Raw genomic sequence first — 21,456 nt, 5'->3', positions numbered from 1 at the left:
GCCGACCCGAGGTTTGGTTACATGATGCGGTGACCGTCGCCGATCCACGTCCCCGCATCGCCTCCGGCCCCGGCGGGTCGGGGGTCGTCGCGGGCGTGCGCTGCCAGGCGTGCGCCGAACCCGTCGCCTACGCCTGGCCCGCCTGCCCGGCCTGCGGCGGCCCCATCGCCCCGGCCGAGTTCGGCCCCGGAGGCGTCGTCTGGAGCGCGACGGTGGTGCGCATCCCCGTCGCCGGGCGCACTCCCCCGTACGCGCTGGCCTACGTCGACCTCGACGACGGCCCCCGCGTCCTCGCCCACGTCCCCGGCGGCGCGGCCCCGGCCGTCGGCACCCGGGTCCGGCTGCGCGCCGACGCACCCGGCGGCGACCCCCAGGTCGAGGTGGCACCGTGAACCCGGCAGTTCACGGGGTGGGCACCTCGCACTTCGGCCGCCGCCCCGGCACCGACCTCGTCTCGCTGGCCTGGGACGCGGTGTCCGACGCCCTCGCCGACGCCGGCGGCGGACCGGTCGACGCAGTCTGGGTCGGCACCGTGTTCGCGCCCGCCGGTGTCGCCCAACGGGTCCTGCGCGCGATGGGCATCACCGGCATCCCCGTGGTCACCGTCGAGAACGCCTGCGCCAGCGGCACCACGGCGTTCGCCGAGGCGTGCGAGGCCGTGCGCACCGGCCGCTACGGCCGCGTCCTCGCCCTCGGCATCGAACAGATGAGCGCGGCGTTCGACGGCGCGATCACCCCCGAGCGCACCGACCCCGAGGGCGCCACCGGCCTCGCCCTGCCGGCCCTCTACGCCATGGCCGCGACGCGCTACCTGCACGACGGCGCCGTCACACGTGAGCAGCTCGCGGCCGTCGCGGTCAAGAACCACGCGCACGCCCTGCACAACCCGCAGGCCCAGTACGCCGGCCGCTACACCGTCGAGGAGGTGCTGGCCTCGCGCATGATCGCCGACCCGCTGACCCTGTTGCAGTGCTGCCCGACCTCCGACGGTGCCGCCGCCGCGGTCGTCGCCGCGTCGTCCGGCGGGGTCCGGGAGGTCGGCGTCCGCGGGATCGCCCTGCGCTCGGGGGCACCGTGGGGACGCCGCTCCCCCCACGTCTGGGGTCACGACGTCGTCCGTGACACCGCCGCCGACGCCTACGCCGCCGCGGGACTGCACGCCGCGACCGACGTCGACGTCGCCGAGGTCCACGACGCCTTCACCATCGGCGAGATCGTCACCACCGAGGCGCTCGGGCTCGCCGCGCCGGGCGAGGGCGGCAAGGCCGCCGGGACCGGGGTGACCACCCTCGGCGGCACGCACCCGGTCAACCCGTCGGGCGGGCTGCTCTCCCGCGGGCACCCGCTGGGCGCGACGGGGCTCGCCCAGGTCGCCGAGATCGTCCGGCAGCTGCGCGGCGACGCCGGCGGCCGGCAGGTCGACGGCGCGCGGATCGGGCTCGTCGAGACCATGGGTGGCGGGGTCAGCGCCCTCGACGGGAACGCCTGCGTCGTCGCCGTGCTGGAGGCGCCGTGACGAGCGCGCCCCCGGACGCCGACATCCTCGGCCCCGAGGCCGTCGCCGACCCCTACCCGTTGCTGGCCGAGCTGCGCGAGCACGATCCCGTGCACTGGAGCGAGCGCTACCGTTCCTGGTTCGTCACCCGCTACGACGACGTCGACGCCGCCCTGCGCGACCCCCGGTTCTCCTCCGACCGCATCGCCCCCTACCGTCGCGCCCGCCTCGAGGGCGAGGACACCGACCCTGCCGTCCGCGCCGCGTTCGGGGTGCTCGAGGACTGGATGGTGTTCAAGGACCCGCCCGACCACACCCGGCTGCGCAAGCTGCTGTCCCGCGCGTTCACCCCGCGTGCGGTGGAGCGGGTGCGGCCGCGGGTCGTCGAGCTGGTCGACGAGCTGCTCTCGGCGATCGCCCCGCGCGGACAGGCCGACCTCGTCCGGGACTTCGCGTACCCGCTGACCGCGTCGGTCGTCGCCGAGCTGCTCGGGGTGCCGCGCGCGGACCGTGACGTCTTCAAGGACTGGTCCGACGCCATCGCCGGGCTCGTCTTCGGCGGCATGGGTGACCCGCAGCGGCACGCGGCCGGCGCCGCCGGCATGGCCGAGCTCACCGGCTACCTCACCGGGCTCGTCGCCCACCACGAGCGCGAACCCGCCGACGACCTGATCACGGCCCTCATCCAGGCCCGCGACGCCGGTGACACCCTGTCCCACGACGAGGTCGTCTCCACCGGGGTGCTGCTGCTGTTCGCGGGCCACGAGACGACCACCAACCTCATCGGCAACGGCCTGCTCGCGCTGCTGCGCCACCCGTCGGTGAGCGCCGACGCCACCGGGCTGGTCGAGGAGGTCCTGCGCTACGACGGGCCCGCCAAGACGATCGCCCGGCTGATGGCCACCGACGTCGAGATCCGGGGACGGACCCTGCGCCGCGGCGACCGAGTGTTCCTGTGTCCGTCGGCGGCCAACCGCGACCCCGCGGTGTTCGACGACCCCGACCGCTTCGACCCCGGCCGCCCGACCGGACGCCAGCTCGGGTTCGGCGTCGGTCTGCACTACTGCCTGGGCGCGCCGCTCGCCCGGCTGGAGGGGTCCGTCGCGATCCCGGCGGCGGCGCGGCGGCTTCCCGGCCTCACCGTGACCGACACACCGCTTCGCTGGCACCCGGTGCTGCTGTCGCGGGGGCTCGTGCACCTGCCCTGTGAGTGGCGATAGTCGCTGGAGCGACCATTCCCGCTCACGATCCTGTCACCGCACGTCGCGGGCCAGGGCGTGCATCCCGCCGCCTGCCGCGAGGCCGCCCAGCGCCATCGCGAACAGCTGGTCGGCCAGCTCCCGGTCGGCCTGCTCACCCCGCGGGGTGAACCAGTGCTGCATCCAGTCCAGCATGCCGACGATCGCGCGCGCCGTCGTCCGCGCGTCGCCCGCCAGCGAGAACTCCCCCGTCCGCGCCCCCTCGGCGACCAGCGCCTCGACCGCGGCCATGTAGCGGGCGTCCATCGTGCGGAACTCGTCGAACCGCTCGCCACCCATCCGGCCGATGTGCTGCAGGTACACGAACGCCGCCGGGTAGCAGTCGCTGAAGATGCGCACCTGGGTGCGGACCAGCTCCCGCAACCGGACCGCCGCGCTGGCGCCTGTGTCCCGGGTGAGCCGGTCCAGCTCCGCGAGCAGCTGCTCGGCCGGCTGTTCGACGACCGCCAGCAACAGCTCCTCCTTGCTGGCGACGTAGTTGTAGATGCTGCCCTTGAGGATGCCGACGCGGGCGCCGATGCTCTCCAGCGTCGCGGTCTCGTAGCCACGCTCGCGGAACTCCTCACCCGCGGCGACGAGGATCTCCGACCAGCGGCTGGGACGGGGCACGTCGCGAGCCTAACGCGGGCGGTGTTCGCTGCGCGGGAACGATGCCCTGGCCGGGGCGTCGGCAGGCTCCTACCGTCCCGACCATGCAGCGCAGCGACGATCGGATCCTCACCACCCACGTCGGCAGCCTTGCGCGGCCGCACGACCTGCTCGAGGTGATGCGGGAGAAGGAGCACGGCCGCCCGTACGACGTCGACGGCTACACCAAGCGGGTCGCCGCGGCCGTCGACGAGGTCGTCCGCGAGCAGGTCTCCGCCGGCATCGACGTCGTCACCGACGGCGAGATGAGCAAGGTCAGCTTCCTGACCTACGTCAAGGACCGGCTCACCGGCTTCGACACCGGGACCGGCGAGAAGCTGATGCCGCCGTCGTGGCAGGTCGAGATCGACGCCTTCCCCGGCTACTACGCCGACTACCTGGGCAAGTACAAGGACCAGGTCTCCCCGATGACGACGATGGTCTGCACCGGGCCCGTCACCTACGACGGCCACGCGCAGCTGCAGACCGACATCGACAACCTCCGGGCCGCCGTGGCCGCCGCACCGGGTGCCGTCACCGAGGCGTTCCTGCCCTCGACCAGCCCGAGCGGGTTCGGGCGCAACGAGTTCTACGGTTCCCACGGCGAGTACCTCGCGGCCGTCGCCGAGGCGCTGCGTGTGGAGTACCTGGCGATCATCGACGCCGGGTTCGTCCTGCAGGTCGACGACCCGTGGCTCATCGAGTACCTGTCGGAGAACCCCGCGACCACACCCGAGCGGCGGGTCCGCGATGCCGAGCAGCACATCGAGATCCTCAACCACGCCCTGCGCGGAATCCCGGCCGAGAAGATCCGGCTGCACACCTGCTACGGCCTCAACCACGGGCCCCGCATCCACGACCTGGCCTTCCGCGACATCGCGCCGCTGATGCTGAAGGTGAACGCGGGCGCCTACTCGTTCGAGGTCGCCAACCCGCGTCACCAGCACGAGTGGAAGATCTGGCGCGACGTACGACTGCCCGACGGCAAGGTCCTGATCCCCGGGCTGCTGGGGCACGCGAGCAACTACGTCGAGCATCCCGAGCTGATCGCCGACACGATCGAGCTGTACGCGGGGATCGTCGGCAAGGAGAACGTCATCGCCGGCGCGGACTGCGGCTTCTCCTCGCGCGCGTCCTTCCACCCCGAGGTGCACCCGACGGTCGTGTGGGAGAAGTTCCGCGCCCTGTCCGAGGGCGCCCGCTTGGCGACGGAACGCCTGTACTGAGCGTTGCCGCTGCTCAGCGGTCGTGAGTGGCAACAGTCGCCATGGCGACTGTTGCCACTCACAGGGTTCACGGGGCCGAGCGGTCCAGCTCCGCGGACACCGACGCCGCCGCCCGGCGCACATTCTGGACGACGGCCATCTTGCGCGCGCCGAGGATGCTCGCCGTCCGACCCACCACCGAGATCGCGGCGACGGCCACCCGGCGGTCGCCGCGGGTGACCACGACGGGCGCCGCGATCGACGACATGCCGATCGTGTGCTCCTCGCGGGAGACGGCGAACCCGTCGGTCTGCACCTGCAGCAGGACCTGCCGGTATCGGCCCGGGTCGACGATCGTGAACGGGGTGCGGCGCACGAAGCCGCGGTCGAGGATCGCCCGGGCCATGGCCGGGTTCACCGCGGCCATCGCCTTGCCCGCGCTCGACGAGTGGCCCGGCCCCCGCCGGTACAGCTCTGTGTGGAACATGATGCCGGCGTCGGAGTTCTCCAGCCGCTCCACGTAGAGCACCTCTGACCCGACGGGCACGGCGAGCTGGGCCGTCTCGCGCAGCACCTCGCGCAGCTCCCCCAGGACCGGCAACGCGATCTCGCGCAGCATCAGCCGGTCGACGGCGAGCTGGCCCATCTCGAACAGCCGCAGCCCCAGCCGGTAGCGGCCGGCGCCGCTGCGCTCGAGCAGCCCGCCCGACGCGAGCGCCGCCAGCATCCGGCACGCCGTGCTCTTCGCGACGCCGAGGCGCTGCGCGACCTTCGTCGCCCCCAGCTCCGGTTCCTCGCCGAAGCACTCGAGGACCGCCATGGCGATGGCGACGGACCGCAGGGGCCCGTCGCCTGCCTCCGTGTCGGCTGCGTCGGTGAGGGCCGGCCGTCCGTCGAGGACCGTCATGGGGTCACACCTCGTCCCAGGCCGGGAACTCGTCGGCAGGCGGCACGTGCACCTCGGTGACGCGGTTGCGGTAGGACACGAACGCGGTCCGCCCGCCCTCGCGCAGCTTGACCCGGATCTCCTCGGTGTTGAGCGGCTCGCCCGGGTCGTAGCCGTGCGCCCACGTCGCGAAGGCGCGCATCGGACCGGAGTGCGTGGCCGCGACGATCCGCCTGTGCCCGGGGCTCTGGGCCATCAGCCGGTGGAAGCCCCGCCAGAACCGGCGCACGCACAGCGCGGGCGGCTCGAAGTACATGAGCGGGATCGTCAGCCACATCTGGATCGGGTCGGCCCCGCCCAGCTGGGCCCGGTAGAAGCGGTCGATCTCGACGAGCCAGCGCGGCCGGTCGCCGACCGCCATCCGTTCCAGCTTCTCCATCGTGGCCTGGTACTGCCGGAACGCCGAGGTCACGTCGCGCAGCCCGTCGGGGGTCCAGACACCGAAGTTGCGCAGCTCGGGGATGGCCTCCGGCTCCGACAGCTCGACCTCGTGACCCCACATCTGCAGGCCGTCGGTGGCGCCACGGTAGATCTGCTCGGCGGTCTGGCGGGCGCGGTTCGTCGCCGCGCACACCAGCCGCACCTTGTCGCCGCCGTCCCAGCGCCGGGCCAGCTCGTGGCCACGACGATGCGCCTGCCAGCCGCCCATCGGCGTCAGGCCGGCATCGGTGGAGTAGCCCTGGGTGATGCCGTGGCGGATGATCGAGATCTCGCAGACGACCTTCTCCGACGCGCGGCGCTCGACCGGTGCGGAGATCTCCTTGCCGCGGGTCGCCTCCGCGAGCGCGGGGGTGAACGTCGTCCCCTCGAACTCGACGGTCGCCGGCAGCGGGGCCGCGGTCGTCGCGCCGCGGTCGCGGAACCGGCGCAGGTACAGCGGGGTGTCGTCGGTCGGCGGCGCGTGGCCGTTCGTGCCCTCCGCGGGTGCGGCGCCGCGGCGCTCCCGGTAACGGGCCAGGTAGCCCGGAGCCTCGTAGCGGTCGAGCTTGCGGGCGTCGGTCATGAGTGCACCGTGAAGAAGCGCTCGTTGACCTCGCGGTGGTAGTAGAAGATGGCCCGCCCCATCTCCTCCTCGGTCCACGTGATCGGCTCGAAGTCCGGGTCGACCCAGTAGCCGCCGGTGAACAGCTCGTTGCGGTTGCCCACGGGGTCGAAGAAGTACGTCGTGTAGCCGCGGGTCACCCCGTGCCGCGTGGGCGCCACGTCGATCTGGACACCGTGGTAGGCCAGCGTGTCGGCGGCGTCGCGGATGCCGTTCCAGTCGTCCATCCAGAACGCGAAGTGGTGCAGCGCGCCGTTGGGACCGGTGATCACGGCGATGTCGTGCGGGGTGTGGCTGCGTTCGAGGAACGCGGCGAGCTGGTGGCCGTCGTTGGCCACGATCTGCTCGGTGAGCCGGAACTCCAGCAGCTCGGTGAAGAACGCCGTGAACGCCTCGACGTCCTCGGCCATGACGAACACGTGGTCCAGCCGCGGCGGCGCGATGCCGACGAGGTCCTGCGGCCGGGGCGGCGGGTTCGTCATCGGCAGCATGTTGCCGAGCCGCTCCATGCCGTGGACCAGCTCGACGAGGTGCCCCGACGGTGCCTCGAAGCGGATCGCCGCGCCCCAGCCCGGGCCGAGCTCGCGGGAGGCGAACCGCTTCACCGGCACGCCCGCGGCCTCGAGCTTCTCGGTGAAGTGGTCGAGGTCGTCGGCGGCACCGACCTTGAACGACATGTGGTCCAGGCCGTAGGTCGGGGCCTGTCGCAGCACGACGGAGTGGTGCTCCTGCTCGTCCCAGCACTTGAGGAAGACGCGGTCGACGCCGTCGCGGACGTCGCGCGCGGTCTCGATCAGGCCGAGGACCTCGGTGTAGTAGGCGGTGCACAGCTCCAGGTCGGGGACGCGCACCTCGACGTGCTGCAACCGGAGGATTCGGTCAGGCATGTGGCGGGACTCCTTCGTCGACCGAGGCAGGGGCATCTCGCGCGGGAACGGGGATGGACGCCGGTGGAGCCTGCGGAACCGGCGGGGCGGGTGGATCAGGTGTGCATGCGCAGGAAGCGCTGGCTGATGACGTTCTCGTAGTAGAAGAGGCCCTTCCCGAACTCCTGCTCGGTCCAGGTGATGATCTCGTGGTCGGGATCGACCCAGTACCCACCGGTGAAGACCTCGTTGCGGATCCCGAGCGGGTCGAAGAAGTAGATGGTGTTGCCGCGGGTGACGCCGTGGCGCGTCGGTCCCTGGTCGATCTGCACCCCGTTGTAGGCGAGGGTGTCGGCGGCCTTGCGGATGTGGTCCCAGTCGTCGAGCCAGTAGGCCCAGTGGTGCAGGGCACCGTTGGGGCCGTTGACGATCGCGATGTCGTGCGGCGAGTTGGTGCGCCCGGCGAGCCACACCCCGAGCTGGTGGCCGTTGCCGTCGAGGACCTGCTCGGTCAGCCGCATCCCGAGGACGTCGATGAAGAACCGCGAGGCCTCGGCGACCTCCTCGGCGTTGACCAGCATGTGGTCCATCCGGGGCGGGGCGATGCCGGGGAGGTCGGGCGGCGGCACCGGCGACGGGTTGTGCTTGCCGAGGATGTTGCCGGTCTTCTCGATGTCCCAGACCAGTTCCATGATCTGGCCGCTCGGGACCTCGAAGCGCAGCGACTCCCCCTGGCCGACGGCCTCGCCGCGGCTCACGCGGGTCGTCGGGCAGCCGTAGGCCTCGACGCGCTTCTCGAAGTCGTGCAGGTCGTCCTCCGCCTCGACGCGGAAGGTGAACGAGTCCAGCCCGGTGCGGGGGTTGTAGCGCATCCGCAGCGAGTGGTGGTCCTCCTCGTCCCAGCACTTGAAGTAGACGGTGTCGTCGGTCCGCTGCACCTGCTGCAGGCCCATGACCTCGGTGTAGTAGGCGGCGGACAGGTCGAGGTCCGGCGTGCGGACGTCGACGTGAGCGAGTCTGAGGATCCCCACGGTGCAAGCTCCCTGGGATGGCGGGGCGTCTTGACGGTTCGACCGTAGCCGTCCTAGCGTTCCGCAGGACAGACTTGCCGTTCCGCAAATCGGAACGCTTCCGCGTCGGTGAGGTGTGATGACGGAGAACCGTCCCGAGGACGTGCGCGCGGCCGTCGCGCAGTACGTGACCGCCCTGCACCGCGCCTACCTGGCGCAGGCCGACACCTTCGCGCCCGCCGTGCGCGGTGCGATGCCGCTGCTCGCGGGCGGTCCGCCGGTCACGGTCGCCGCTGTCGGCGTGCGCAACCTGCACCTGCTCGCGACCCGTGAGGGTCTGGGCCCCCTGCGCGGCCAGGAGGTCGAGGTCGACGGCTCGCTCGACGGGCTGGGCTGGACGCTGCGGTTCTACGACCCCGTCGTCGTCCCCGCCCTCGGCACGCTCGACGAGACCGCCGGCCCCGCCTACGACGGGGTGAAGACCGCCCTCGGCATCTCGACGGTCGTCTACCACGTGGTCGCCCAGCCCGGGTCCGGGCTGACCCCGCACCACGCCGGGCACGTCGGGTCCGGGCTCGCGAGCGGGCACTCCGCCGCTGCCCGCGACTTCGAGACGATCCGCAGCCGGGTCCGCGGCCGTGAGCACCTCGTCGACGAGCTCGCCGGCGCCGCACACGCGGGCCTGCCGCGGGCACAGGCGCTGCTGGCCAAGGAGATCGCCCCGCACAACGCCGGTGTCGCCGCGGCGGCCGAGAGCCTCGACCCCGACTCGATCAGGAAGGCCCTGCTCGCGTCGGTGGGTGGCCGCAGCGACTGGCGACCCCCGTCGTGACCGACGCCCCGCTCTCCACCGTCACCAACGCCGCCCGGCTGCTCAAGGCGTTCCTCACCCGCGAGGAGTCGATCGGCGTCTCCGAGCTGTCGCGGCGACTGGGCATCGGCAAGTCCAACGTCCACCGCCTGCTGACGACGCTCGCCGGTGAGGGGCTCGTCGAGCAGGACCCGCACACCGGCGGGTACCGCCTCGGCATCGTCGTCTACGAGCTGGGCGAGGCCGTGAAGATCCATCTCGACCTGCACGCCGCCGCCGGGCCCGTCCTGGTCCGGCTGCGCGAGGAGACCGGCGAGTCGTCGCAGGTCGGGGTGCTCGACGGCATCGAGGTCGTCTACGTCGACCGGCTGGAGAGCGCCTACTCGCTGCGGCTGTTCACCGAGACCGGCCGCCGCGTCCCCGCGCACGCCACCAGCTCCGGGAAGGTCCTGCTCGCGCACCTGCCGGGCGCGGCGCTGGACCAGGTCCTGGCCGCCGGGCTGCCCCGGTTCACCCCGCACACCGTCACCGACGCCGACGAGCTGCGCGCCGAGCTCGCCGGCGTGCGGGCGCAGGGCTGGGCGCGGTCGGTCGACGAACGCGAGATCGGCGTGACCTCGGTCGCCGCCCCGATCCGCGACATGCACGGCGACGTCGTCGCCGCGGTGAGCATCGGGGCGCCCTCGGCCCGGCTCGGCGCGGTGTCGCGGCGCCGGCACGCGCGGCTGCTCGTCGAGGCGGGCGAGGCCGTGTCCCGCCGGCTCGGCTGGGTGCCCGAGGGTGAGCGGCGGGTGGCAGCCCGATGACCGGCCGTTCTGCTGAGTGGAACGGAGCGGCTGACACGCACCCGGCCGCCCGCGACGATCGGTCGTCCCCGCCCCACGGCGGTGGACGCGATGCAGTGCGACGAGGAGGACCATGCCCGTGACGGACGCGCCCGCGAAGGCTCGGGCGCTCTACGAAGCCCGGCGGACCCGCGTGCCGATCGCGCCGTTCACCGACGCCGAACCCGGCCTCGGGATGGCCGACGGATACGCGATCCAGCAGGAGCTGGTCCCGCTGCTGCTGGCCGACGGCGACACCATCGTCGGGCACAAGGTGGGTCTGACGTCGAAACCCATGCAGCGCATGATCGGCGTCGACTCCCCCGACCACTCTCCCGTCCTCGGCTCCACCGTCTACGCCGACGGCGACGTCATCGACCCCGCGAACTTCATCGCCCCCAAGGCCGAGGCCGAGATCGTCTTCGTCATGGGCTCGCGGCTGGCCGGCCCTGGCGTCACCGTGACCGCGGCGCGCCAGGCCATCGCGGGGGCCGTCGCCGGGTTCGAGATCGTCGACTCCCGGATCGCCGACTGGCGGATCAAGCTCGCCGACACCGTCGCCGACCTCGCCTCCTGCGGCGCGATCGTCACCTCGTCGCGGATCGTCCCGCTCGACGACATCGACACCCGGCTGCTCGGCATGACGCTCACCCGCAACGGCGAGCTGGTCGACACCGGCGCGGGCGCCGCGGCACTCGGCGACCCCGTCGCCGTCGTCGCCTGGCTCGCCAATGTTCTGGGCGCCAACGGGGTCGCCCTCGAACCGGGACACATCGTCATGACCGGGGCACTGCACGCTGCCGTACCGATGGCCCCCGGCGACGTCTTCCGCGCCGAGTTCGACCGGCTCGGGCCCGTCACCGCACGCGTCGGCCGAGCCGCTCGTGTCGAGGAGGAGACCTCGTGAGCGTCAACGTCACCGAGCTCGCCGGGCGGCTGCAGAAGGCCGTCGCCGAGCGCACTGCGATCGACTCGCTCAACGCCGAGTTCCCCGACCTCGACCTCGACGCCGGCTACGCCGTGCAGCGGGTCCTGCGCGAGTCGGCCGGACCGCTCGTCGGCTGGAAGCTCGGCGTCACCTCACGGGCCAAACAGGCCCAGGTCGGCGTCTCCTCCCCCGTCTACGGCTTCCTGCCCGGATCCGGCGCGCTCGACATCGGCGAGCCGCTCGACACCACGGCGCTCATCCAGCCGCGCTGCGAACCCGAGATCGTCTTCGTGATGGGCCGCGACCTCGCCGGGCCGCACGTCAGCGCCGCCGACGTCGTCGCCGCGTCGTCCGGGGTCGCCGTCGGGATCGAGGTGCTCGACTCCCGCTACCGCGCCTACAGGTTCACGATGGCCGACGTCGTCGCCGACAACACCTCCGCGTCCCGCTTCGTCGTGGGCACGCCGGTGCCGCTCGACGGCATCGACCTGCGCGTCGTCGGCGTCGTCCTCGAACACAACGGCGAGGTCGTCGCGACGGCGTCGGGCGCCGCCTCACTCGGCCACCCCGCCGCCGCGGTCGCCTGGATGGTGCGCCGCATGGCCGCCGACGGTGAGGGGCTGCGCGCGGGCGAGGTCGTGCTCTCCGGCGGGCTCACCGCCGCAGTGCCCGTCGCACCGGGCGACGTCGTCGTCGCCTCGATCGACCGGATCGGTTCGCTCGAACTCGGTTGCCGCTGACCCTGGAGGTCTCATGCCGCTCGTGCAGATCACCCTCGCCCGGGGCCGCACCCCCGAGCAGCTCGCGGCGCTCGGCGCCGCCGTGACCGCCGCCGTCGAGGAGTCCATCGGGGCACCCCGGGAGGCGGTGCGCGTCGTCGTCAACGAGTGCGAACCGGAGCTGTGGTTCGTCGGCGGCGAGTCGCTCGCGGACCTGCGGGCGAGCGGGCGCCGATGACGCTGCTCCCCCTCGGCGGCGATCCCGTCGCCGGCGAGGGGGCGCGTGTCCTGGGTGTCGACGACGGCCGCAGCTTCGCGGTGTTCGTCGTCGACGGCCGCTACCGGGTGACCGACCCGCTGTGCCCGCACAACAAGGGCCCGCTGGTCGAGGGGCAGGTGGACGGCGGGGTGGTCCGATGCCCGTGGCACTGGTACCGCTTCGACCTGGCCACCGGCTCGTGTCACACCCACCCCGCTCTGCGACTCGGGGTGTACCCGGTGCGGCGCGGTGCCGACGGCTGGGTCGCCGACGTCGGCGAGAAGCCCGTCGCGATGTCGATGTCGGAACGCCTGCGCGCCCACGCACGGGGCGACGCCCCCTGATCCCGGCGGAACGGGCGCGCGAGATGCACACCAGCGCCGCCGAAGCGCCGGTGCGCGACGCTCAGGTGCATCTCGGCCGCGTCTGCGGCACGGTGGATCACGTTGTGTCGCAACGGTCACCGGACGGGTGACGTGCGCAGCCCGAACGGGTCCACCTCCTTCGAACGATCCCGAACGATCCGTGGACGCCACTGGCGTCCGCGCGTCAGCCCGTGATCAACAGGGGGTCGGGCTGCTCGGGGGCCCTGCAGGTGCCGCTGCGGGGCCGGAGCCGGGGTACCGCCCGCGGCGGGGTCAGTGCTCGGGTTCGTGGCCGACGGCGACGTCGCCGGTCGGGGTGATCTCACCGGTCCAGCCGCAGGCCGAGCAGGAACAGTAGAACCTGCGCGCGGCGCCCTCCCAGAACTCGGTCGCGAGCGCGGGCGGGGCGCCGCAGCGCGGGCAGTGCCGCGGTGCGTCGCGGCGGTGGGCCTCGGCGTCGGCGGCGAAGCGCCGGTCCGGGCCGCGCTCGACCCGGCCCGACGACCACCCCGACACTCCCGCCGTCACGACCCGGCCTTCTCCGACCCGGCCTTCTCCGACCCGGCCTGCTCCGACCCGGCCTTCTCCGACCCGACCAGCTCGATGCCGACCCGTTCCGCGGCACTGACGTGGATCTTCTTGATCGCGTCGAGCATCGGGGAGAAGCGCGTCGACCCCATGTCGCAGAAGTCGAGCGCGAACTGGGCGCCGGCGTGGAACTTGTCCTTCTCGCACGGAAGGTCGATGCGCTCGTGGTCTTCGCGGATCGTGCCGAGCGGGTCCTCGCCGCGGGCGACGCGGTCCATCTGCTCGCGGAACAGCTTGCGCAGCATTGCGACCCCGATGTCGGAGCGGCCCAGGTGCTCCGTGGTGCGATCCGTGATCGCGCCCTGTGTCACCCAGGCCATGATGTCCTGGCCCTCGACGTAGTTGACGACGTGGCGGCCCTTGGCGTCGAGCACCGGGATCTCGTAGTCGGGCACCACCGGCTGCTCGACGTGCTCGTAGCCCTCCTCGGGGCGGTGCACGGTGTAGAGCATGAACCGGGTGGTGGTCCGGTTGATCGGGACGCGGATCTGCATCTGGTGCACGCCGCCGCCGCCGACGCGCATGTTGTACGGGAAGACGAGCGGGTGCCCGACCTTCCAGTCGTCGTTCTCCTCGCTCGCACCCTCGAGCACGCGGCGCTTGATGATCCCCCACTCGAACGGTGTGAAGCCCACCTTCTGGTGCTTCTTCGCGAACGACGCCGGTGACGTGAAGCCCTCGTGGCGGCCGATGAACTGGAAGTACCGCCCGTGCAGCCACTCGACGTGGTGCGGGTCGACGGCGTTCTCCATGATCTGGACGTAGTTGCACGGCAGGTCGGCCCAGCCGATGTCGCGGAAGCCCTCCATCACGTAGGTGTCGAAGCGGGGCAGCCTCGGTGCCGGGTCCTCGGCCGAGTGCGGGCCCACATAGGCCCAGACGAGCCCGCCCATCTCCTCGGCGACACCGGCCTGCGCGGAGACGCGGGCGCCGAAGCGGGTGTCGTCGCGCTCGGCGGGCTGCTCGACACACACGCCGTCCTCGTCGAACACCCAGCCGTGGTACGGGCAGCGCAGCCCGTCGGACTCGACGACGCCGTAGGCCAGCGACGCCTTCCGGTGCGGGCAGGCCTCGGGGACGATGCCGTAGCGGCCGGACGGCGAGCGCCACACCGCGAAGAACTCACCGAGCAGCTCGACGCGCTTCACGGGGAACTCGGCGAGCTCACGGGCGAACGCCACCGGGTACCAGTAGCGACGCAGCACCTCACCCATCGGCGTCCCGGCGTCGACCTGGGTCAGCTCGTCGTTCTGCTCGGCGGTCAGCATCGGCGCTCCCTGCTCGTGGTGGTGCCGCGAAACGTAGGTGGCGCGACCACCGTCGACAAGGAATCCTTCCCGCATGGAGGGAAACCGGCAGGAAAGGCCGTCGTGGGAGCTGACGTCGGTCCGCAACGCCGCGCGCCTGCTGAAGGAGTTCTCCCGCACCGACCGCGAGCTGGGCGTCTCCGAGCTGTCGCGGCGGCTGGGGCTCGCGACCAGCACCGTCCACCGGATGCTCGCCACGCTGGCCGCCGAACGCCTGCTCGAACGCGGCGTCGCCGCGGGCTCCTACCGGCTGGGCCTGGCGATGTTCGACCTCGGCGCCGCCGTCGCCCCGCGTCTCGACCTGCACGAGGCGGCCCTGCCGGTGATGGCGGTGCTGCGCCAGAGCACCGGGGAGACCGTGCAGCTCGCCGTGCTCGACGGGCTGGAGTCCGTGTACGTCGACCGGCTGGAGAGCCCCCACACGGTGCGGATCTTCTCCCGCGTCGGGACCCGGCTGCCCGCGACGACCACGGCCACCGGCAAGGCCCTGCTCGCCGCGCTGCCCGCCGCCGACCTCGACGCCCGGCTCGCGGACTGGCGTCCTCAGCGGCCCACCCCGTTCTCGATCGTCGAGGTCGAGGTCCTGCGGACCCGGCTGCGTGAGATCGGTGAGCGCGGCTGGGCGGAGAACCGGGAGGAGAGCCGGGTGGGCGTCGTGTCGTGCGCGGCCCCGGTGCGTGGTGGCGACGGCGCGGTGATCGCCGCGCTGTCGGTCGCCGCCCCGACCGCGCGGGCCGCCCCCGCCGCGCTGCGGCGGATCCGGGAGGCCGTCGTCGAGGCCGCCGCCGTGCTGTCGCGGCGCCTCGGCCACCCCGGCGCATAGCCTGGGTGCCATGCGGATCAGCCTCTTCGGGTATCTCGGCGCCGGTGGTGGGCGCACCGTCACCGACTCCTACGTCGCCGAGCTCACGCAGGCGCACCAGGAAGGGTTCCGGCGCTACTGGACCGCGCAGCTGCCCACCGACCCCGACCTCCTCACCGTCCTCGCGGTCGCACTGCGGGAGGTGCCCGACATCGAGGTCGGCACCGGGGTCGTGCCGATCCAGCTGCAGCACCCGTTCTCGCTGGCCCAGCGCGCGCTGACCGTCAACGAGATCGGCGACGGCCGGCTGACGCTGGGGCTCGGACTGAGCCACAAGCCCGTCGTGGAGGGGGCGTGGGGGCTGCCGTTCGACCGGCCGCTGCGCCGCATGACCGACTACCTCGACGCGCTGCAGCCGCTGCTCACCGACCGGCGCGTCTCCGCCGAGGGCGAGACCGTGACCGCGCGGGGCTCGCTGCGCTACCGCGACGCGCCGGACCCCGAGGTGTACCTCGCGGCGCTGGGTCCGCAGATGCTGCGGCTCGCCGGCAGGCGGACCGGCGGGACCCTCACCTGGATGACCGGGCCGCGCACCCTCGCCGAGCACGTGGTGCCGACGATCCGCGCCGCCGCCGAGGAGGCCGGTCGCGCGGTGCGGGTCGTCGCGTCGCTGCCGGTCGCAGTCACCGACGACGTCGACGCCGCCCGCGCCGAGGCCGCCCGCCAGTTCGCGGTCTACGGGAAGCTCCCGTCGTACCGGGCGATGCTCGACCGCGAGGGGTACGCCGGGCCCGACGACGCCGCGATCGTCGGCGACGAGAAGGAGGTCGCCGAGCGGATCGCGCAGCTGCGCGACGTCGGCGTCGACGAGTACGTCGCCCTGCCCTTCTCCCCCGACCCCGACGTCCGTGCCCGCACCCGCGCCCTGCTGCGCGCCGAGGACCACGACGACACCTGACCACCCGGCCCGCCGGTTGAACGGACATTCTCCGCCCGGGCCCGGCATCCGGGAGCGGCATTGACACCCGTGCGGCGGGCGGCTGTGCTCGGACCCGTGATCATGCGGGCGAGCGGCGCGGGCCTGACCGAGCGCCGCCACGTCGACCTGTGCCGCACCGGGGCCGCCCTGTGTCCGTGGGCACACCGATAGCACCACCACCGGTGTGCCGCCGCCAGGCCCGCGCGGGAGCCGCACGGGCTCGACACAGCCCCAGGAGACCTCCATGACCACCGCCACCACCCGCGCCGACGACCTGCGCGCGATCGTCGATGCCACCGCCTCCGCCGTCGCGGACGACCCCACCAAGGCCGCGGCGCTGTTCCGCGCCGACGGCGAGGGCACCGACGGCGTCCGCACCGAGATCCGCATCGGCCGCCACGCGGTCACCATCGACGAGCCGCCCGCCCTCGGCGGGCAGGACGCCGCCATCAACCCCGTCGAGTCGGCGCTGGCCGCGCTGCTGTCCTGCCAGGTCGTGACCTACCGGTTCTGGGCCGCGAAGCTCGGCATCCCGCTCGACGACGTCAGCGTCCGCACCGAGGGCGACCTCGACGTCCGCGGGTTCTTCGGCCTCGACGACGGCGTGCGCCCCGGCTTCGGGGAGGTCCGCCTCGCCGTCGACCTGCGCGGGCCGGCCCCGGCCGAGGACTACCAGCGGCTCAAGGACACCGTCGACGAGCACTGCCCCGTCCTCGACCTGTTCCGCAACCCCACCCCGGTGACGACGACCCTGGGCAGCTGACGACCGGGCGAACCTCTCCCGCATCCAGGCCGATGCGTACTCCGACGTCGCCGACCCACCGAGACCGACGTGAGTGTCGTGCACGGCCGCCGCGACGACACGCACGTCGGGCTCGGCGAGGGTCGACCCGGGTGGGCCGCGAGCGGGCGGCCCACCCGGCGGGTGTCAGCGGCCGGGGACCGGCTTGCCGCTGAAGACGTACTTCTGGGCCAGCGCCACGGGGTCGTAGGCGACGACGGTGGGCTCCTCCGCGGTGACGGTGACGGGCCTCGACTGCACGATGCAGATCCCGTCGCCTGCCCGGCGGTGCCGGGAGATCACCCACTCCACGTCGACCGGGTAGCCGTAGTGCTCCTCGATCGCGGTCACCGCGGCCACGACGGCACCGACCTGCTCGTCGTCGAGGACCTTTCGGTCGGCCAGCCGGGCCGGCATCTCGACCTCGGTGACCCGGCCGTCGGCGAAGTCGAACGCCGACACGATCGCCTTGTGGGCGACGTCGTAGCGCAGGACACGGCCGTCGGCCTTGCCGACCTCGATGTGGTCGGGGTCCACGACGCCCTGCACGATCGCCTCACCCCAGCCCCACGACGTCTCGATGACGACACGGTCCGGCTTGCCCGTCACCGGGTGCACGGAGAACGCCACCCCCGACGCGCGGGCGTGGATCAGCTCGATGACGCCGACGGCGATCGGCATGTCGTGGTGGCTGATGCCCTTGCGCAGCCGGTAGGCCAGCGCACGGCCGGTGAACAGCGACCCCCAGCAGGCGCGGATCGCGTCGAGCACCCGCGGCGCACCCGACACCCCGAGATAGGTGTCGAAGATGCCGGCGAACGAGGCGTCGGCGGCGTCCTCACCGGTGGCCGAGGAGCGCACAGCCGTCGGGACGTTGACATCGACGCACCGCACGCACAGTTCCTCGTACGCGTCGACGATCTCCGCGGCCAGCGCCTCGGACATCGGCGTCGCGACGAACAGCTCCCTGATGGCCGCCGACGCCGTCTCGACCTCCGCCTCCGACGGCTCGGCACCGACGGCGGCCAGGACGGCGTCGATCCGCGCGTCGAGGCCGGCGTCCGTGCAGTGCCGCCGGTAGGCGTCGACAGTGACCGCGAACCCCTGCGGCACCTCCACCCCGGCCCGGTGCAGGTCGGCGAGCCTGCCGATCTTCGATCCGGCGGCCGCGACCGCCTCGTCCGGCTCGACGGCATCGACCCACACCACACTGCTCATGAGAACCCCCGTCACGGCTGTCCGGCGTCGCCGGCGAGCTCGGCGGCCCGCTTGAGGATGGTCACCTTGCCGTTCGTGCCGTCGACCTCGATCTTGTCGCCGTCGTTGATCGCGACGGTGGCGATGCCGACGGCGGTGACGGTCGGGACGCCGTACTCGCGGCCGACGATGGCGGCGTGGCTGAGCATGCCACCGCCGTCGCACACCGCACCCGCGATCTTGCCGAACGCCGGCGTCCAGTTGGGCGAGGTGGACTCGCAGACGAGGATCTCCCCGGGCGCGACGCGGTGCAGCTCGTCGGAGCTCTGCAGCACCCGGGCGACGCCGGTGGCCGTGCCGCGGGCGGCCGCGACGCCGGTCAGGGTCGTCTCGTTGGCGGCATCGGGGTTCTGTACGGCTCGCAGCGAGCCCGGGTTGATGCCGAAGATCTCGATGAGCACCGGGTCCTCGACGGAGTCGGGCACGGTGCCGAGCACCTTGGGCATCTGCCCCCGCAGGCCGTGCCAGTGGTCGAAGTACTGGCGACGGTCGCGCACGAGCCCGCTCAGCTCACCTGCGTAGGGCTTGCCGTCGGCGACCTGGAGCAGCTCGGGCCAGAAGAGGTAGAGCATGTCGTCGCGGTGGTCGGCGCCGACGCGGGTCGCGAGCTCCTGGCAGGCCTGGCGCAGCGGCAGCATGACCTTGAGGTCGATGTAGTAGTTGTGGTCGTCCTGCCACCACGGGAAGTTCGCGGCCTGGTTGGCGGCGAGCCCGCCGTCGAACACCGCCTGCTCCTCGCGGGTGAGGCCCGACCGGGCGGCGTCGATGGCGGCGTCGCGCTCCTCCAGGGCGTGGCGGGCGGCGGCCTCGAAGTCGTGGTCGGTCTCCTTGAGCAGGAAGGTCTTGATGTTTCCGAAGGCGTTGGTGTTGTCCTCGATCCAGCTGGGGACGCCGACGTCGCAGGTGGCGTCGGTGCGGTGGCCCCACACCCGCAGCCAGTCGTCGAAGTCGGTGAGCCACTGCGCCGCGGAGCCGCCGTGCGTGGTGAGGGCGGCCCGCAGGTTCTGTGGCTCGTTGTCGGCGAAGACCTGCGACAGCCCGGCCTGGCGCGCCTTGATGGCCAGCGCGTAGAGCTCGCGGTCGAGCTCCATGATCTTCGTTTCCTCGCCCTGGAGGAACTTGCCGACGAGGCTGGTGTCGATGCCCATCTCGGCGCAGGAGCCGTAGAAGCCGAGGAAGTTGACCAGCATCGGGTACATGACGCCGAAGTGGATCTCCATGGCGCGCTTGTGGTAGCGCCGGCCCTGCCGGATCAGGGTGCCCAGCTCGGCGGTCGGGACCGTCGTCAGGTCGATGCCCTGGAAGTAGTCCCAGGTGGCTTCGAGCTCGTCGCGGCCGGACTCCCAGATCGACCGGTAGTTCTGCAGGAAGTGCGGCAGGTTGGTGCCGAGGCGGTTGGCGCGGGCACCGATCTCGCGAGGGTCCTCCTCGGGGATCGGCGACCCGTAGAGGTGGGTGCCGGCGAAGCGGCAGGTGACACCACGGCCCGGGGGCAACGGCAGGCTCTCCGACGCGCCCTGGGTACCCGCGCAGTAGCCGTCGGCGCTCCACAGCGTCGCCGCGAGCGGGGTCAGGCCGCGTGACCAGTGGAAGTCGAGGAACCAGAAGGCGTTCTCGTCGCCGGGCCGGAACGGTGAGGGCGCGTCGACGACGTACGGGAAGTCGAAGTGCTCCGGCTTGTACCCGGGGTACCACTCGCCGGTGTACGCGTCGAGGGGGACGACGTTCGCCATCGGATCTCCTCTGATCGGGACGATTGTTCGGACCGTGACAGCGGACACACCCCGCGGCAACCCGGCCGTTCTCCCCTGCCGAACGCCCCGCCCCGGTGAGCTGCCGTTTCCCGGCGGAGAACGCGCTGCTTCCACCGTGGGGCGACCCGTCCGTAGGGTCAGCGCGTGGTGATCACGGGTGCGCACGGGTGAAGGCGCTGCTGCTCGACGTCGGCGGCGTCGTGTTCCGGTCCGGGTCGGAGATGCTGGCGCTGCTGGGTGAGCGCGAGCCGGCCGCCCGCGCGGTCACCGCCCGTCGCGGGCCGCTGGGCCCGGAGCCGGATCCCGACTGGGAGCGCATGCTGCGCGGCGAGGTCACCGAGCGCGGCTACTGGGCGCTGCGGGCCGCGGAGCTCGGCGCCGCGCTGGGCCGCGACGGCTGGTCGACCCACGAGTTCATGGTCGAGCTCTACGAGCGGGCAGGCGTGGAGATCGTGCGTCCGGTCGCGGCGGCGCTGATGGCCGACGTGCGCGCCGCCGGGCTGCGCCTGGGCATCCTCACCAACGACCTCGCGGCGTTCCACGGCGACGGGCCGCTCGGCACCCACACCGGGCTGCAGGACGTGGACGTGCTGGTCGACGGCTCGGTCACCGGCATCCTCAAGCCCGACCCGCGCAGCTATGCGGCCGCGATCGACGGGCTGGGCGTGACGCCGGGTGAGATCGTGTTCGTCGACGACATGCCGTGGAACGTCGAGGGCGGCCGGATGGCGGGCCTGCACGCCGTGCAGCTCGACCTGCGCGATCCCGACGCCGCGTTCGCGCGGGCACGGACGGCGCTCGGGCTGGGTGCGGCCCGGTGACCGCGGAGCTCGCGGTCGTCGTCGGGGCCTCGGGGACGCTCGGCGGGGCGATCACCGACGCGCTGCGCACCGCGGGGCTGCACGTCGTCGCCGTCGCGCGGACCGCGCCGCCGTCGACGGAGACCACCACCGGTGTCGCCGCCGACGTCGGGACCGCGGACGGCGCCGGGGCCATCACGGCCGCGGTGACCGCGCTCGGTGCGCCGGTGCGGATGATCGTGCAGGCCGCGGGGCTGCCGCCGACCGGGCCGCTGGCCTCCATCGACCCCGACGCGCTCGGCACGACCGTCGCCCTCAAGGTGGGTGGGTTGTTGCGGCTGGTGAGAGCCGTCGACTCCGTTCTCGGCGCGGGGTCGCGGATCGTCGCGCTGGGCGGGCACTTCGGCAGCGAGCCCTCACCCGACGCCTGCGCCGCGGGCGTCACCAACGCGGCCCTGGCCAACCTGGTCCGCCAGCTCGCAGCCGTCTACGGGCCACGCGGGATCACCGCACACCTGGTCGCACCCGGTCCGGTCGACACCCCGCGGATGCGGGGGCTCGCGGCTGCCGCCGCCGAGCGACGCGGGATCGCCGTCGACGAGGTGCTCGCCGAGCGCGCCGCGGAGTCCCCGCTGGGCCGGTTCGTCACGCCCGCCGAGGTGGCGTGGACGGTGGCGACCCTGCTCGCCCCGGAGGCCGACGCCCTGCACGGCGCCACCCTGGCCCTGGACGCGGGCGCGCGCCATGGCCTGTTCTGATCCCGGCGGCCTGTTCTGATTGTGAGGCTGGTGGTACCGGCCCGGTAATGGTGGGTTGGTGCACGACGACAGCA

The 21,456-nt window shown here is 72.9% G+C and carries 25 protein-coding genes; 16 read left to right on the top strand and 9 right to left on the bottom strand.

All coding sequences use genetic code 11. From position 1 onward, the window contains the following. Window positions 1-29: 29 nt before the first annotated feature. The 3 genes from TOK_RS06035 to TOK_RS06025 are packed head-to-tail and all read left to right on the top strand — an operon-like array spanning window position 30 to window position 2,715. A complete protein-coding gene (locus tag TOK_RS06035) occupies window positions 30-392 on the top strand; it encodes a Zn-ribbon domain-containing OB-fold protein (protein ID WP_098956803.1) in 363 nt (120 codons plus the stop codon). After that, complete coding sequence (locus TOK_RS06030) at window positions 389-1,516, top strand: thiolase family protein (RefSeq protein WP_098956802.1); 1,128 nt, start codon at window positions 389-391, stop codon at window positions 1,514-1,516. Before TOK_RS06035 ends, TOK_RS06030 begins: the two co-directional genes overlap by 4 nt. After that, on the top strand, window positions 1,513-2,715 hold the full coding sequence (locus tag TOK_RS06025; protein ID WP_098956801.1) for a cytochrome P450: 1,203 nt from the start codon (window positions 1,513-1,515) through the stop codon (window positions 2,713-2,715). The genes TOK_RS06030 and TOK_RS06025 overlap by 4 nt, the downstream gene beginning before the upstream one ends. Before the next feature lie 33 nt (window positions 2,716-2,748). Here TOK_RS06025 and TOK_RS06020 read toward each other — a convergent pair whose 3' ends face one another. After that, window positions 2,749-3,363, bottom strand: a complete 615-nt coding sequence (locus TOK_RS06020) for a TetR/AcrR family transcriptional regulator (protein ID WP_098956800.1) — start codon at window positions 3,361-3,363, stop codon at window positions 2,749-2,751. Window positions 3,364-3,446: 83 nt separating this feature from the next. On the opposite strand from TOK_RS06020, the gene TOK_RS06015 reads away from it, so the two are divergent. After that, the gene (locus tag TOK_RS06015; RefSeq protein WP_098956799.1) at window positions 3,447-4,607 is read left to right on the top strand and encodes a cobalamin-independent methionine synthase II family protein; all 1,161 of its coding nucleotides are present in this window, start codon (window positions 3,447-3,449) and stop codon (window positions 4,605-4,607) included. A 67-nt stretch (window positions 4,608-4,674) separates the two neighbouring features. Here the strand turns inward: TOK_RS06015 and TOK_RS06010 are convergent, their stop codons facing one another. From TOK_RS06010 to TOK_RS05995, 4 genes are all read right to left on the bottom strand, one after another. Further along, window positions 4,675-5,493 (bottom strand): IclR family transcriptional regulator, encoded by an 819-nt coding sequence (locus TOK_RS06010; RefSeq protein ID WP_098956798.1) that lies wholly within the window; start codon window positions 5,491-5,493, stop codon window positions 4,675-4,677. Between the two features lie 4 nt (window positions 5,494-5,497). After that, window positions 5,498-6,535, bottom strand: coding sequence for a histidine phosphatase family protein (locus TOK_RS06005; RefSeq protein ID WP_098956797.1), 1,038 nt, complete (start codon window positions 6,533-6,535; stop codon window positions 5,498-5,500). Continuing rightward, complete coding sequence (locus TOK_RS06000) at window positions 6,532-7,461, bottom strand: catechol 2,3-dioxygenase (RefSeq protein ID WP_098956796.1); 930 nt, start codon at window positions 7,459-7,461, stop codon at window positions 6,532-6,534. The genes TOK_RS06005 and TOK_RS06000 overlap by 4 nt, the downstream gene beginning before the upstream one ends. 95 nt (window positions 7,462-7,556) lie before the next feature. Further along, on the bottom strand, window positions 7,557-8,471 hold the full coding sequence (locus TOK_RS05995) for a catechol 2,3-dioxygenase (protein WP_098956795.1): 915 nt from the start codon (window positions 8,469-8,471) through the stop codon (window positions 7,557-7,559). 118 nt (window positions 8,472-8,589) lie between these two features. Between TOK_RS05995 and TOK_RS05990 the strand changes: the two genes are divergently transcribed. The 6 genes from TOK_RS05990 (at window position 8,590) to TOK_RS05965 (ending at window position 12,335) form a co-directional block, all read left to right on the top strand. Continuing rightward, window positions 8,590-9,282, top strand: a complete 693-nt coding sequence (locus tag TOK_RS05990; protein WP_098956871.1) for a hypothetical protein — start codon at window positions 8,590-8,592, stop codon at window positions 9,280-9,282. Then, a complete protein-coding gene (locus tag TOK_RS05985) occupies window positions 9,279-10,067 on the top strand; it encodes an IclR family transcriptional regulator (protein ID WP_098956794.1) in 789 nt (262 codons plus the stop codon). The genes TOK_RS05990 and TOK_RS05985 overlap by 4 nt, the downstream gene beginning before the upstream one ends. Before the next feature lie 112 nt (window positions 10,068-10,179). Beyond that, window positions 10,180-10,992: a 2-keto-4-pentenoate hydratase gene (locus TOK_RS05980; protein ID WP_098956793.1), complete on the top strand. Its 813-nt coding sequence runs from the start codon at window positions 10,180-10,182 to the stop codon at window positions 10,990-10,992. Further along, a complete protein-coding gene (locus TOK_RS05975; protein ID WP_098956792.1) occupies window positions 10,989-11,753 on the top strand; it encodes a 2-keto-4-pentenoate hydratase in 765 nt (254 codons plus the stop codon). The genes TOK_RS05980 and TOK_RS05975 overlap by 4 nt, the downstream gene beginning before the upstream one ends. A gap of 13 nt (window positions 11,754-11,766) precedes the next feature. After that, entirely contained in the window at window positions 11,767-11,970 is a 204-nt protein-coding gene (locus tag TOK_RS05970; RefSeq protein ID WP_098956791.1) for a 2-hydroxymuconate tautomerase, read from the top strand. Then, window positions 11,967-12,335, top strand: coding sequence for a Rieske 2Fe-2S domain-containing protein (locus tag TOK_RS05965; protein WP_098956790.1), 369 nt, complete (start codon window positions 11,967-11,969; stop codon window positions 12,333-12,335). The genes TOK_RS05970 and TOK_RS05965 overlap by 4 nt, the downstream gene beginning before the upstream one ends. 294 nt (window positions 12,336-12,629) lie before the next feature. Here TOK_RS05965 and TOK_RS05960 read toward each other — a convergent pair whose 3' ends face one another. Together TOK_RS05960 and TOK_RS05955 are read right to left on the bottom strand one after the other, a co-directional pair. Further along, window positions 12,630-12,884: a hypothetical protein gene (locus tag TOK_RS05960; RefSeq protein ID WP_253258207.1), complete on the bottom strand. Its 255-nt coding sequence runs from the start codon at window positions 12,882-12,884 to the stop codon at window positions 12,630-12,632. Next, complete coding sequence (locus TOK_RS05955) at window positions 12,881-14,212, bottom strand: Rieske 2Fe-2S domain-containing protein (RefSeq protein ID WP_253258206.1); 1,332 nt, start codon at window positions 14,210-14,212, stop codon at window positions 12,881-12,883. The genes TOK_RS05960 and TOK_RS05955 overlap by 4 nt, the downstream gene beginning before the upstream one ends. 73 nt (window positions 14,213-14,285) lie before the next feature. On the opposite strand from TOK_RS05955, the gene TOK_RS05950 reads away from it, so the two are divergent. From TOK_RS05950 to TOK_RS05940, 4 genes are all read left to right on the top strand, one after another. Then, the gene (locus TOK_RS05950) at window positions 14,286-15,074 is read left to right on the top strand and encodes an IclR family transcriptional regulator (RefSeq protein ID WP_098956788.1); all 789 of its coding nucleotides are present in this window, start codon (window positions 14,286-14,288) and stop codon (window positions 15,072-15,074) included. A 10-nt stretch (window positions 15,075-15,084) separates the two neighbouring features. Beyond that, on the top strand, window positions 15,085-16,011 hold the full coding sequence (locus TOK_RS05945; RefSeq protein ID WP_098956787.1) for a TIGR03564 family F420-dependent LLM class oxidoreductase: 927 nt from the start codon (window positions 15,085-15,087) through the stop codon (window positions 16,009-16,011). Window positions 16,012-16,113: 102 nt separating this feature from the next. After that, window positions 16,114-16,203, top strand: a complete 90-nt coding sequence (locus tag TOK_RS35250) for a putative leader peptide (RefSeq protein WP_374754860.1) — start codon at window positions 16,114-16,116, stop codon at window positions 16,201-16,203. A gap of 73 nt (window positions 16,204-16,276) precedes the next feature. Then, window positions 16,277-16,795 carry an OsmC family protein gene (locus TOK_RS05940; protein ID WP_098956786.1) on the top strand — a complete coding sequence of 173 codons (519 nt, stop codon included), beginning with the start codon at window positions 16,277-16,279 and terminating at the stop codon, window positions 16,793-16,795. 165 nt (window positions 16,796-16,960) lie between these two features. On the opposite strand, the gene TOK_RS05935 is transcribed toward TOK_RS05940, so the two are convergent. Together TOK_RS05935 and TOK_RS05930 are read right to left on the bottom strand one after the other, a co-directional pair. Beyond that, window positions 16,961-18,031 (bottom strand): PEP/pyruvate-binding domain-containing protein, encoded by a 1,071-nt coding sequence (locus TOK_RS05935; RefSeq protein ID WP_253258205.1) that lies wholly within the window; start codon window positions 18,029-18,031, stop codon window positions 16,961-16,963. 11 nt (window positions 18,032-18,042) lie between these two features. Continuing rightward, a complete protein-coding gene (locus tag TOK_RS05930; RefSeq protein WP_098956784.1) occupies window positions 18,043-19,803 on the bottom strand; it encodes a PEP-utilizing enzyme in 1,761 nt (586 codons plus the stop codon). Window positions 19,804-19,991: 188 nt separating this feature from the next. Between TOK_RS05930 and TOK_RS05925 the strand changes: the two genes are divergently transcribed. Beyond that, the gene (locus TOK_RS05925) at window positions 19,992-20,645 is read left to right on the top strand and encodes an HAD-IA family hydrolase (RefSeq protein ID WP_098956783.1); all 654 of its coding nucleotides are present in this window, start codon (window positions 19,992-19,994) and stop codon (window positions 20,643-20,645) included. After that, window positions 20,642-21,382: an SDR family oxidoreductase gene (locus tag TOK_RS05920; RefSeq protein ID WP_098956782.1), complete on the top strand. Its 741-nt coding sequence runs from the start codon at window positions 20,642-20,644 to the stop codon at window positions 21,380-21,382. Before TOK_RS05925 ends, TOK_RS05920 begins: the two co-directional genes overlap by 4 nt. Window positions 21,383-21,456 lie beyond the last annotated feature (74 nt).

The organism is Pseudonocardia sp. N23 (assembly GCF_002583555.1).
GTDB lineage: Bacteria > Actinomycetota > Actinomycetes > Mycobacteriales > Pseudonocardiaceae > Pseudonocardia.
Note: the sequence above shows the minus strand (reverse complement) of the source record. Positions and strands in the feature narration are given on the sequence as shown.

What these genes read in the sequence shown, in the direction of transcription:
- TOK_RS35250 (WP_374754860.1), top strand. Translation starts at nt 16,114, where the DNA reads ATGCGGGCGAGCGGCGCGGGCCTGACCGAGCGCCGCCACGTCGACCTG.
- TOK_RS05935 (WP_253258205.1), bottom strand. Translation starts at nt 18,031, where the DNA reads ATGAGCAGTGTGGTGTGGGTCGATGCCGTCGAGCCGGACGAGGCGGTC.
- TOK_RS05945 (WP_098956787.1), top strand. Translation starts at nt 15,085, where the DNA reads ATGCGGATCAGCCTCTTCGGGTATCTCGGCGCCGGTGGTGGGCGCACC.
- TOK_RS05940 (WP_098956786.1), top strand. Translation starts at nt 16,277, where the DNA reads ATGACCACCGCCACCACCCGCGCCGACGACCTGCGCGCGATCGTCGAT.
- TOK_RS06005 (WP_098956797.1), bottom strand. Translation starts at nt 6,535, where the DNA reads ATGACCGACGCCCGCAAGCTCGACCGCTACGAGGCTCCGGGCTACCTG.
- TOK_RS05990 (WP_098956871.1), top strand. Translation starts at nt 8,590, where the DNA reads ATGACGGAGAACCGTCCCGAGGACGTGCGCGCGGCCGTCGCGCAGTAC.
- TOK_RS06000 (WP_098956796.1), bottom strand. Translation starts at nt 7,461, where the DNA reads ATGCCTGACCGAATCCTCCGGTTGCAGCACGTCGAGGTGCGCGTCCCC.
- TOK_RS05955 (WP_253258206.1), bottom strand. Translation starts at nt 14,212, where the DNA reads ATGCTGACCGCCGAGCAGAACGACGAGCTGACCCAGGTCGACGCCGGG.
- TOK_RS05970 (WP_098956791.1), top strand. Translation starts at nt 11,767, where the DNA reads ATGCCGCTCGTGCAGATCACCCTCGCCCGGGGCCGCACCCCCGAGCAG.
- TOK_RS06015 (WP_098956799.1), top strand. Translation starts at nt 3,447, where the DNA reads ATGCAGCGCAGCGACGATCGGATCCTCACCACCCACGTCGGCAGCCTT.
- TOK_RS05965 (WP_098956790.1), top strand. Translation starts at nt 11,967, where the DNA reads ATGACGCTGCTCCCCCTCGGCGGCGATCCCGTCGCCGGCGAGGGGGCG.
- TOK_RS05930 (WP_098956784.1), bottom strand. Translation starts at nt 19,803, where the DNA reads ATGGCGAACGTCGTCCCCCTCGACGCGTACACCGGCGAGTGGTACCCC.
- TOK_RS06010 (WP_098956798.1), bottom strand. Translation starts at nt 5,493, where the DNA reads ATGACGGTCCTCGACGGACGGCCGGCCCTCACCGACGCAGCCGACACG.
- TOK_RS05950 (WP_098956788.1), top strand. Translation starts at nt 14,286, where the DNA reads ATGGAGGGAAACCGGCAGGAAAGGCCGTCGTGGGAGCTGACGTCGGTC.
- TOK_RS05980 (WP_098956793.1), top strand. Translation starts at nt 10,180, where the DNA reads ATGCCCGTGACGGACGCGCCCGCGAAGGCTCGGGCGCTCTACGAAGCC.